8 protein-coding genes are annotated in these 10513 nt (G+C 54.2%); all 8 read right to left on the reverse strand.

Annotated elements, in window-relative coordinates; genetic code table 11:
• Window positions 1-716, reverse strand: a 716-nt coding sequence (locus SR3_RS29355; RefSeq protein ID WP_068094688.1) for an outer membrane protein, incomplete at its 3' end; no start/stop codon positions are given.
• Between the two features lie 675 nt (window positions 717-1391).
• Entirely contained in the window at window positions 1392-4994 is a 3603-nt protein-coding gene (locus SR3_RS29360) for a glycosyltransferase (RefSeq protein WP_068094691.1), read from the reverse strand.
• Complete coding sequence (locus SR3_RS29365) at window positions 4991-5659, reverse strand: DUF4214 domain-containing protein (protein WP_084456053.1); 669 nt, start codon at window positions 5657-5659, stop codon at window positions 4991-4993. The genes SR3_RS29360 and SR3_RS29365 overlap by 4 nt, the downstream gene beginning before the upstream one ends.
• A gap of 72 nt (window positions 5660-5731) precedes the next feature.
• Window positions 5732-6637 carry an NAD-dependent epimerase/dehydratase family protein gene (locus tag SR3_RS29370; protein WP_068094697.1) on the reverse strand — a complete coding sequence of 302 codons (906 nt, stop codon included), beginning with the start codon at window positions 6635-6637 and terminating at the stop codon, window positions 5732-5734.
• Entirely contained in the window at window positions 6627-7661 is a 1035-nt protein-coding gene (gene gmd, locus SR3_RS29375; RefSeq protein ID WP_068094701.1) for a GDP-mannose 4,6-dehydratase, read from the reverse strand. The genes SR3_RS29370 and gmd overlap by 11 nt, the downstream gene beginning before the upstream one ends.
• 35 nt (window positions 7662-7696) lie before the next feature.
• The gene (locus SR3_RS29380) at window positions 7697-8362 is read right to left on the reverse strand and encodes an ABC transporter ATP-binding protein (RefSeq protein ID WP_068094704.1); all 666 of its coding nucleotides are present in this window, start codon (window positions 8360-8362) and stop codon (window positions 7697-7699) included.
• Window positions 8359-9153 carry an ABC transporter permease gene (locus SR3_RS29385; protein WP_068094706.1) on the reverse strand — a complete coding sequence of 265 codons (795 nt, stop codon included), beginning with the start codon at window positions 9151-9153 and terminating at the stop codon, window positions 8359-8361. The genes SR3_RS29380 and SR3_RS29385 overlap by 4 nt, the downstream gene beginning before the upstream one ends.
• A 4-nt stretch (window positions 9154-9157) precedes the next feature.
• On the reverse strand, window positions 9158-10345 hold the full coding sequence (locus SR3_RS29390) for a hypothetical protein (protein WP_245654155.1): 1188 nt from the start codon (window positions 10343-10345) through the stop codon (window positions 9158-9160).
• Between the last annotated feature and the right edge of the window lie 168 nt (window positions 10346-10513).

Here is a 10513-nt window from a genome sequence, read left to right on the forward strand (position 1 = left end):
GGGGGCGGCGGAGGAGGGGGCGGCGGAGGCGGCGGCGGCGGCGGGGGAGGCGGCGGCGGAGCAGCCTCATGGCCGAAGTTGTAGGTCAGCGTCGCCAGCAGCGAGTGGGTGCGCAGCGAGGTCTGGTGAACCACATTGTTGGCGTTGATGAAGTGATCGGTGCCGTCCGGACGGAAGTAGCGATACTTCACACCCAGATCGATGTTGTGGCTCAGCGGCATGGTCACGCCGGCGATGGCCTGCCAGGCATAGCCGGTGTCACGCTTGTTGATCGGCGTCAGGCCGGGCTCGTTCTCGTGAAAACGGATCGCGGCATAGCCGCCACCGCCACCGGCGTAGAACTTGGCGCCGCCCCAGTGGCCCAGACCGAACAGCACGTTGGCCATATAGGCCGTGGCGTTGTTCTGACCGGCCAGACGGCCCTGATCGGCGGTGTAGGTGCCCGAGGGGCGATGCGAGGACTGCATGCCGGCTTCGTAGTGGAAGCCTTCAGCCTCCAGACGGAACTTGCCGAAGTCATAACCGATGGCGCCACCGGCTTCCCAGCCATACTTGAAGCGGTCGGAGCGCTGATAGGTGCCGCCGGTGCGGATGTCGGCGCGCTCGTTCTTCACGGCGCCACCTTCGATGGTGACATAGGGACCGTGATCGTCGGCGTAGGCCGTGGTCCCCGATGCTACGGACGCCAGTGCGGCGGCCAGAATGAGTTTCTTCATTCGTTCTTCCCCTTACACAGAGTGAGCCGCTTCGCGGTTGGTGGCCTCCGAAGCGACGTCGGGGAAGGAAAGTGCGCCCAAGACGGATTGTTGCATGGGCGAGATAAACGGCTGCGTCATTTTACGAAGTGTGGCTTTGGCGCAACAGCCGGCGGTGTCTACATAACGCAGGCATAGTCGCTTTAGGCGGCGCCTCGATAGGCTGGCAAGCTTGGCTTACTTAATCCAGAGAACATTCTAAACATCTGGTCAAAGGCACTTCTTTGATCGTCCCGGCGTCACCAGTCATGCCTCGCTCGATGATTTTGAGGTTTCGCGAGCATCCGCGATCGACAGAAGCAATTTAACCCGTATTACCCTTAGCCTCCAAGGGTAGCACCGCCCCTTAAGCCTTTCAGCAAGGGAAAATGCCATGATGGAAGATGGGGCAGGAACAAAAGCTATGGCGACAAAATATCAATTGGCCGCATATTGGTAGCACCGAGCGTCGGCGGTAGGCGACACCAAAAATGTTCCCACCTGGCTCTCTTCATTGACCAGCACAGCCAGTCGTTCAGGAAAACCTCAGGCAATCTCCAAGGTCTTGGAGCGTTTTCGCTAGAAGCGAAAACGCTCTTGTCTTTCGATGCCGTATTTTCCGAACCGTTTTATGTATACGGCCAACTTGAAAATGCTCTAGATCAGCGCCTTGCAGATATTACGCAAACGCTTGGCAACACGACGATAATCGTGCTCCTTCCTCCAACTCGATGCTCGTTCCGAGACAAGCTTATACTCGTCATCCCTATTTTCAATAGATGCCAAAATCCGTTCAATTCCGTCAGCAATTGCCTCGGGTGAAGTGCCGGAAAATCGATAAACAGAATTCTGAAGATCATCAAAAATCGGAATTGGCGTGACCGCAACCGGCTGATTAGCCGTCATACCGTAACGCACAGCCCCACTCGCAGATTCGGCTGTATTCTGATAGGCGAATACAACAAGATTGGCCTCCGACAACAGATCTAGACTGTCTTCATCTTTCAGGAAGTGATTATGGAACTCGACTTGATCCCCAAGGCCAAGTACCTGGCAAAGATCATACAAGTTCTTCAGGAGATCGCCCGATACACTCGCCGGATGCTCTGAATTCACAAGTCGCAGCCGCACTGGCTGGTTGCGATCCTTGAGAAGTTTCACAGCCTCGACAACCTGCGACAATCCCTTGTGAGGCAACGCAAATCCATATGTGGCAATCAAGGGAAGGTCATCGTCCGCACGAGAAGACTTATTCACCTCATGAACAAGCGCTCCATGAGGGAACAGGGCTACATTATGCACCAGTCCCAACTTTTTCAATCGGTTCAGATCCTCCACTGAATGAACGAGCACGCGGTCGCATACTGCAAGAGTCGGAACCATATATGAAAGATGGTAATCTTTTTCAGGTTGGGTTTCTACTTGGTCCCTTGTCGCATGCAGGCAAATAACGACAGGCTTACCAAGCGCTCGCGCCTTCTCGACAAAGTTACCCAAATCAGTGTGATTGAAAAAGGTATTGTTGAACTGAATGACAAAAACATCAATTCTTTCAGCTTCTTTCGTTGAAAGAATGTCACCCAGTCTCGTATCGTCCTTGCCACGGTGCCAGACTCGAACGGCCTGATCTCCGTCATCGACCTTTTCAAAATTTTTAGGCCCGAAAACAACGACATCCCCATCCATTGCATCAATCAAATGCTTTGAATAAGTGGCAATGCCGCAACGCTCATTCCAGGTGCTGATCCAACCAATACATGGATCCGCCTTGTTCAACGATGATGGCAAGAGAGAAGCAGCGGCAGACAGCCTGCCAGCGACATCTGACCATTTATGGCTTTGTAGAAGGTGATCGCGACCCAATGTCGCCATGGCCTTTCGCTGCGCCGATGAGGACGCATAAGCCTCCTTCAGCGCCGCGACCAGCGCATCACCATCGACCTTGGCCCATGCGGAAAACCAGAGGTTGAAATGGGTATCAGGCCGTTCAAACTTGTAGTCGACAAGCCAGGAATTTCCCTCATTGCAGAAGTCGGTCTGACCGCCCCATGCCGTTGTTATGACCGGGATACCGCTCAGCATGGCTTCCGCAAAGGGAAGGCCATAACCTTCAGCATGACTCGGCCCGACCATGACGTCGCACTGCGCATACAGGGCCTTCAACTGCCGATCGGAAATATCGCCGAAAATGGTTATGACATTCGGGAAGCGAGAATTGCTCGCCTTGGCCTGCGCCAGTCTTTCGAGCAAATCATTATGAGGATTTTCGAAGGTCTTGATAATCAGGCTGACATCATCGTCGCACGAAAAAGCCCGGCCATAGGCTTCGATGAGGCTATCGACTCCCTTGCGAGGGAAGCATGAGGAGACATGCAAGAACTTGAATGCCTTGCCATCGACCTTGTATCCCGGATCGGCTTCGATCCGCTCCCAATGATCCACACCGCAGCCGCTGGTGACCATCGGAACGGAAACGCCATTATCGATCATGATCTTTTCAACATGCTTGGACAAGCATGTCATCATGTTCAGGTTATTATTGAAATTATCCACCCATTCCACGGGGAAGCCCGCCTCTTCCCAGGCGAAATGGTGAAGGGCATTGACGCTTCCACTCAGGTCTTCAACCCGAGGAGGATAAAGATTCCGACTGACCACCACGGCATCTTCATGCGTCGATCTCTGCGCACGATCATGCATGATCTTCAGATCCGGGTTTTCAATCAGGAACGCTTCGGAAGGATCGAAATCACCCGGACCTTCAGTCGACTTCAGCGCAACATCATAGCCTAGATTGGCGAGTGCCCTGGCCGTTTCGCGGTTCAGCAAGGCAAGGCTATAGGTGCTGTCGAAGGGGCCCTCAATGCGCCAAACAGCGCCCTTACCCACAGCCTTTTTCCCATAACTTTCAGCGATACGCTGTTCACCTTCAACCAGAACGCTGGTCAGATCAAGCAAGTCAGCGGCTGCATAGCCAGACAGGTCAATAGCGGATGCAATGTTGGACAGCATGCGCTCAGCATCGGGAAAGGCCCTGCGCCGGGCAGGGCGCTCCGCAAAGGCTTTCTTCAAAGCATTGACAACCCGGTCAGCCACACCCTCCCAACTGAATGTCCGAGAATGGGTTTCCGCATGCCGGACCGCACTGTCTCGACACGCACTGTCAGTCAGGATCTTCTCGATCAGCGAAGCCATGTTGGAAGCATCATGCGGATCAAAAAGCAGATCCTTGCTACCAATCACTTCCGGAATGCTGGTCAGGTTGGACCCGATCGCCGGGCAACCGCATGACATCGCCTCAAGGGCTGGCAGACCGAAACCCTCATGAAAAGACGGAAACACAAACAGGCTGCAAGAGCGATACAGCTTTGCCAAATCGGAATCGGTCACATAACCGGGAAAAATGACATCCTGATCCCCAAGCCCATGCTTGGCTGCGTGGTGCCGGATGCGCATCACGGCATCCTCATTAGAACCGCCGACCAGAACCAGCTGATATTGGCTCTGAAGCGACTTCGGTAGCAGGGCGAACGCCTCGATCAGCCCTTCAAAGTTTTTGCGCTCATCAAATGCACTGGTGTGCATAAGAAATGGCTTCACAATGTTGAGCGCGGCAAGCTCTTTGCGCGTCGCTGGCACATCGGGATAAAAAACGTTCCGGTCAGTCGCCGTTCCGACATTGATGCATGCATCAGGCGCAACACCTAGGTGCTGAATACCCTCCTGCCGAGACGATCCGGAAATTGCAAGAAGCAGATCGGCCTCGACCAGATGCTCCACCCTGTCGAAATACCAGTCATGAGCGAGGTGGAATCCGAGATACTTTTCCTTTTCAATGAGAGGAATAAGATCATAGAGGACTGCCGATTTGACCACATTGGACGAATGGGATTTCAACGAAACAACTGTCTGGTCATCGAAACCCTCGAACAAGCTGCCGACAAGCAAAGCGTCACAGCCTGCACTTTCAACAAAAGCCTCATAAGCGGCCTCGCAAAGCCTGCGGCGCTGTTTCATAGGCTCATTATGCGGCATGGTGTCTGTCATGCCCGGGAAGATGAGAATGTTCGCATCACCGACGGCCGCGCGAGCAAGATCCCTGGCATCATCCAGATTCGCTGTTAGGCTTCCATTCAGAAGCGCAAAAACCTCCACGTCATCGCGCGCCGCGATGGCTTGAAAAAGGTTTAAAACATATCTGCCGATGCCCCGTCCACGGCTCAGATTCTGAATGCCCTGAAGATCGAAAAGAAGCCTCATACCACTCTCTTCATAAAAAGAATTTTACGCTCAAGGGCTTCGGCCAGTCGCCTGGTTTGGCTGTCCGTCGACAAGGGAAGCACAATGTGCTGTCCCCCAAAGTTGAGAGAATGGGTGGCATGCTGCGATGACCGTTCCACTGCAACCTCGTGGTGGGCAAGCGCGATGATGTCTGGAACCGTCTCAACCGATACAGCGGATGACGCCTGGTCGGAATGGCCCAGCGAGGGGGCCGCAATGACCGGATGAACTTGAAGAGTCAGCTGAGAGATTTCCTGACGAATGCCCGCCAACTGGTTCAGCAACGCACGGTTTGTACGTTCGGAACTGCTATTTCCCTCAGAATAACCGAACAACCTATAAAGCCAGCTCACGCCCAACAAGGACGCCCTTCTGTACTCTCTTAATTTTCCGGCAAGCCCCGCCACCAAGCCGACATGCAGCGTGCTCTCAGCCGATTGATGCAATTGATTCAGCAAATGGGTCTTCGAGTAACCCATTTTCAATCGCGACAGGTAATACCGTTCGCCAATCGGATCAGGAAATCTGTCCAGAATCGCAATATAGGCACGGACTACAAAATCGGTATCATCATAGGAACAGAGTTCCGTATATGACTTCACTAGGAAATCTTTGACTTCCCTGCCCTCATACATCCGATTCATGATAAAGTTCTCGAGCTTGGCCCCAATAGGCTGAGAAAATTTTCCAAATTAAAAATTCAGAATTCACGTTTTTCAAGCAAGTACCCCACTTGCCAAATCCCGTAAGCTGTCTTCAAGGCCGTGCTTCGGCGTCCAACGAGTTGCTTGCCTCAACCTCTCGGCATTGCCAACCACGGCAATTGTGTCATCCGCCGAATTGCCGCTTGTCGTGAAGCTCACGCCGCCGATCGGCTTGTCCAGCACCTTGGCGACAGTGCGCACTACATCGCCGATGCTTGTGGCTTTGCCGCTAGCCACATTGAAGGTCGTTTCAGTCAGCATAGGCTGCTGGAGCAGCGCAAAATAAGCCTCGACGATATCGCGGACGTCGAGAAAATCGCGGATGCTGTCGAGACCAGCCATGACGATGGTATCGCCATTCGCTGCATCCCGTACCCGGCGTACGATCGAGGGGATGACAAGATCCGGCCGCATCCTGCTGCCGATATGGTTGAACGGTCGAGCAATTACAGTCTCGATGCCCTCCTGCGAGGCCGCCCGCGCAACAATCGCCTCGGATAGTACCTTGGCCAGGCCATAGTGCCCGCGCGGATCGAGAGGCGTCTCTTCCGTCATTGGCTCCCTGCTGGCCGCATAGACTAGACAGGAGCTGGCAAACAACAGGCGCCCCGTGCGCAGATGGCGGCACAGGTTCAGAGACATCTCGACTGAATCCAGCAGCGGATCATAAGTGGAGAATTTCGAGGGTACCGTCTCACTGGCCAGATGCAGCACATACGGCAGATCCGTTGGCATACACGCCACCGAGGCTCGATCCAGCAGATCCACCGCTTGCCAGGCAACATCGGCGGGCAGCCAGTCGGGGCGCTGGCCGCGACCGGTTGCGACAATGTCGAACCGGTCGCGGCCCAGGTCGATGACGTAACGTCCTACGAAACCCGATGCACCTGTGACGAGAAGGCCTGGCTTACTGGCCAATTTGCGCCTCGAGTTCGTCGAAGTTGCGATGATGCTTCTCGCGCTTGGCTAGCTGCAGGTCGCTTTCAACCATCATCTTGGCCAGCGAAGCGACGTCATGGGTCGGCTTCCAGCCCAGATCGCGCTCGGTCTTGCTGTAGTCGCCCAGCAGGTAATCCACCTCGGCGGGGCGATAGAAGCGCTCGTCAATTTCGACGAAATCCTGCCAGTCGAGGTCGAGGGCTTGGAAGGTCAGTTCCAGGAACTCGCGAATCGAGATCGCCTTGTTGGTCGCCACGACATAGTCACCGGGGGTGTCATGCTGCAACATGCGCCACATGGCCTCGACATAGTCACCGGCAAAGCCCCAGTCGCGCTTGGCGTCCAGATTGCCCAGATAGAGCTTCTTCTGCAGGCCCAGCTTGATGCGGGCAGCGGCCAGCGTGATCTTGCGCGTCACGAAGGCCTCCCCACGACGCGGGCTCTCGTGGTTGAACAGGATGCCGTTGCTGGCAAACATGCCGTAGCTCTCGCGGTAGTTCACGGTCTGGTAGTGACCATAGACCTTGGCGCAGGCATAGGGGCTGCGCGGCTCGAAGCGGGTGTTCTCGCTCTGCGGCGGCTTGGCAGAGCCGAACATCTCGCTCGAACCTGCCTGGTAGAAGCGGATCGTCTTGGGGGTATATTGCGTGGAGGCCCGGATCGCTTCGAGCAAGCGCAGCACGCCGGTGCCCGTTGCATCGCAGGTGTACTCAGGCTGGTCAAAGCTGACGCGGACGTGGCTCTGCGCGGCGAGATTGTAGATCTCGTCAGGCTGGGTCACGTCAATCAGGCGGCGCAGCGAGTTAGCATCCGACAGGTCACCGTAATGCAGCGAGAAGCCGTTCTCCGCGCCTTCTTCCAGCAGGTGGTCAATGCGCCAGGTGTTGACCGTGCTGGAACGGCGGATCATGCCGTGAACTTGGTAGCCCTTTTCGAGCAGAAGCTCGGAAAGATAACTGCCGTCCTGTCCGGTAACGCCGGTAATCAGGGCAGTCTTACTCATACATAAACTCCATTGAATACGCTGCTACGGGATTTCTATTGGGCATTCAGATGTAAATTGTGCGTGTGGGCAGCCATCGCCTGATCGAAATCGGGATAAAAAACCAGCTTTCCGTCTTCCAGAACAGCAAATTTTCCACAATGATTCCGTACATATTCCGCGTCATGGGATATTATAAGCATCGCACGATCACGGCGCTTGTGAAAGAGTTCAGTCGCGCATTTCTCATGGAATTTTGCGTCACCCACGGCCGTGATTTCATCAATCAAATAGCAGTCAAATTCAATGATCATGGAAATGGCGAATGCGAGTCGGGCCCTCATACCTTGAGAATATGACCGAACCGGTTCACGCAAATAAAGTCCCAGCTCGGTAAAACTGGCCACAAAATCAATATTCTGGCGGTAGTCCTGCTTATAAATTCTGCTGATAAAACGAACATTATCGAGACCAGTGAGGGCATTTTGGAATGCTCCCCCAAACGCGAGCGGCCATGAAACCGACATTGATCTGGTGATGGAGCCGGAAGTGGGGCGCTCCGCCCCGCTCACCAGCCGGATCAATGTCGATTTTCCGGCGCCGTTACGGCCAAGAATGCCCAATTTCTCGCCTTTTCCCAGCGAGAAGGAGATATCATCAAGAACGACGCGGTCGCCCGTGCGCGTGGGATAGACCTTGTGGACATGCTCAACGGAGATCATTCCGGCGTTATCCCGCGATTGACGTCAGCAACCTGCGTGAGCGCTAGAAGGGTCAGCGCAACACACCATGCAAAAAGATAGCCCAAATCGTAATGCACACGCACATGATCGCCAAAATAACCTTCCCGCACGATCTCCACGCCATTCACCATGGGCACGTACAAAATGTACTTCTGTGCTGCGGGTGGAAGTGCGTCTACCATAAAGGCAGCCCCTGACAGAGGGAACATGATGTAGGATGCGGGATGCCACAGTCGATCGACAAGTTCACTCTTTTCAGCAAGAGCCCCCATCAGCATAGCAAGGCCGCAGCCGAACCAGCCGATAAGAACCCATCCCTCGATCACGGTGAGAACATCCTCCGGAGGCTCGAGCCAGCCAATATAAATGTAAAACAGACTAAGGGTAACAAAAGAAATGGTTGCCCCACCGCCCTCAAGAAGGAGGCGAGCCGCAAAAATGTCGATCGGCCGGACATTGCGGTGATACATCAAGGCGAGATTCGGCTCAATGGCGCCAATGCATCGCGCAGGCATGTTACGCCACAGCAAAACACTGGAATATCCGGTGAGCGCAAAGGCAACAATTGGCAATGACGATCCGTGAACCGATTTTGAGAGAGTCCAAAGGACGGTCACGCCCGTAGTGAACAACATCGGCTCAACGAACAGCCACAAAAACCCAATGTTGTGCCGGCCATAGCGGGTGAGAATTTCACGCATCAGCAATGCGTGGATCACCCGACCTTGGATAGCGGCGCTTCGCCCGATTGGTGTGAGCCTAGAAAACATCCCGTTAATCGCGATGTTCCAGCATGCCTGCAACAAGCATACTGATGATTCCCCAAGCCGCCAAGCCCAGGATCAAGGTCGAGAAGATGCCCCGCAACCTGCGCGGCTCCAAAGCGTCATCGGGCAAGTTTGGCGAAACGATGCGCTCGACATAGGTCTGCTTGCGCCGCGCCTCGTTACGGGCCTCTTCCAAAGACGCCATGGCACTTGCCAGATTTTTGTCGGCAAACTGACTTTCCAGCCAAAGGCGCTGATACTGAGCCGCGCGCGACGAGAGCGACTTGGTGCCACCGGCCACCTGGACAAGCTGCTCATCGATCTCCAGAGTCAAACCTTTCGCACGAGTTTCGAGTGTTGTGATTTGCGGATTTTGGGGCGCAATAACTCGCAATTCACGCAACTGGGTGCGGGTCGTGATGAGCTCATCCTGCAGCTTCGAGATCATTTGCAATTGGACGGTCGCCTGCTTCTCGGGATCGACCACCCCCGCCTCGTTGCGATAGGCAGACAGCGCCAGGGCAGCATGCTGCGACTTCTCTTTGGCCTCGTCCACTTCCTTCTGAGCATAGCGGATCAGATCCTGCCGCCCTTGCTCGCTCAACTTGTTGACGGTCGCCTCCGCCATCTCAAGCAGATGCTCATTGAAACGGCGCGCATCCTGCGGCGTGTAGGCGCGGACAGTCAGAGTAACGATGGATGACGTCGTATCCTGCTCCACATTAACTTTTTTCTTATAATACTTATAAAGATCCTCAAAAGTACTTTTACTTCCTGGATCAAATCTGTCAAAAAATGAAACAGACTTCGCGCTGTAAGAATTCACGAACGAATGATCACGATTGAGCGCCTGAAGGGCATCTCGTGACAGCATATAGCTCTCAGCTGCGTATATCTCGTCACCAGAGCTGCCAAATCCAGTTGTTTTCAACAGAATACCCAGACCCGACGTATTCTGCTTTTCCGGGCTACGCACAACAAAGCGAGATTCCGATATGTAAACATCAGAAGCCAAAAAGCCAAAATACAATATGGAAATCAGGCAAGGCACCAAGACCGTCAAAACAAACAGCGCGTTTATTTTGCCGAGCAACAAGTGAATGCGGCTCTTCACTTGATTCGCGTTCACCAGGTCCACCTGATTTTCGAGCTGACCTGCTCCATCAATTCCTACTTCGGTGCCAGAACTATTCATACTAGAAACCTTCGAGCACCTTTCCGACATGGGCTGTGCGGGTACGGCACTAGCGCCCTGATTTATCCCCGTCCAGCGTCGATCAGTGCAATCCATTCGGAAATCTAGCATTGGGCCCCCTTCAATTGCGGCAGCCTGAACGCTTGCACATAATCTCAGATATGAGAC

The sequence above is a fragment of the Novosphingobium rosa NBRC 15208 genome (assembly GCF_001598555.1).
Taxonomy (GTDB): domain Bacteria; phylum Pseudomonadota; class Alphaproteobacteria; order Sphingomonadales; family Sphingomonadaceae; genus Novosphingobium; species Novosphingobium rosa.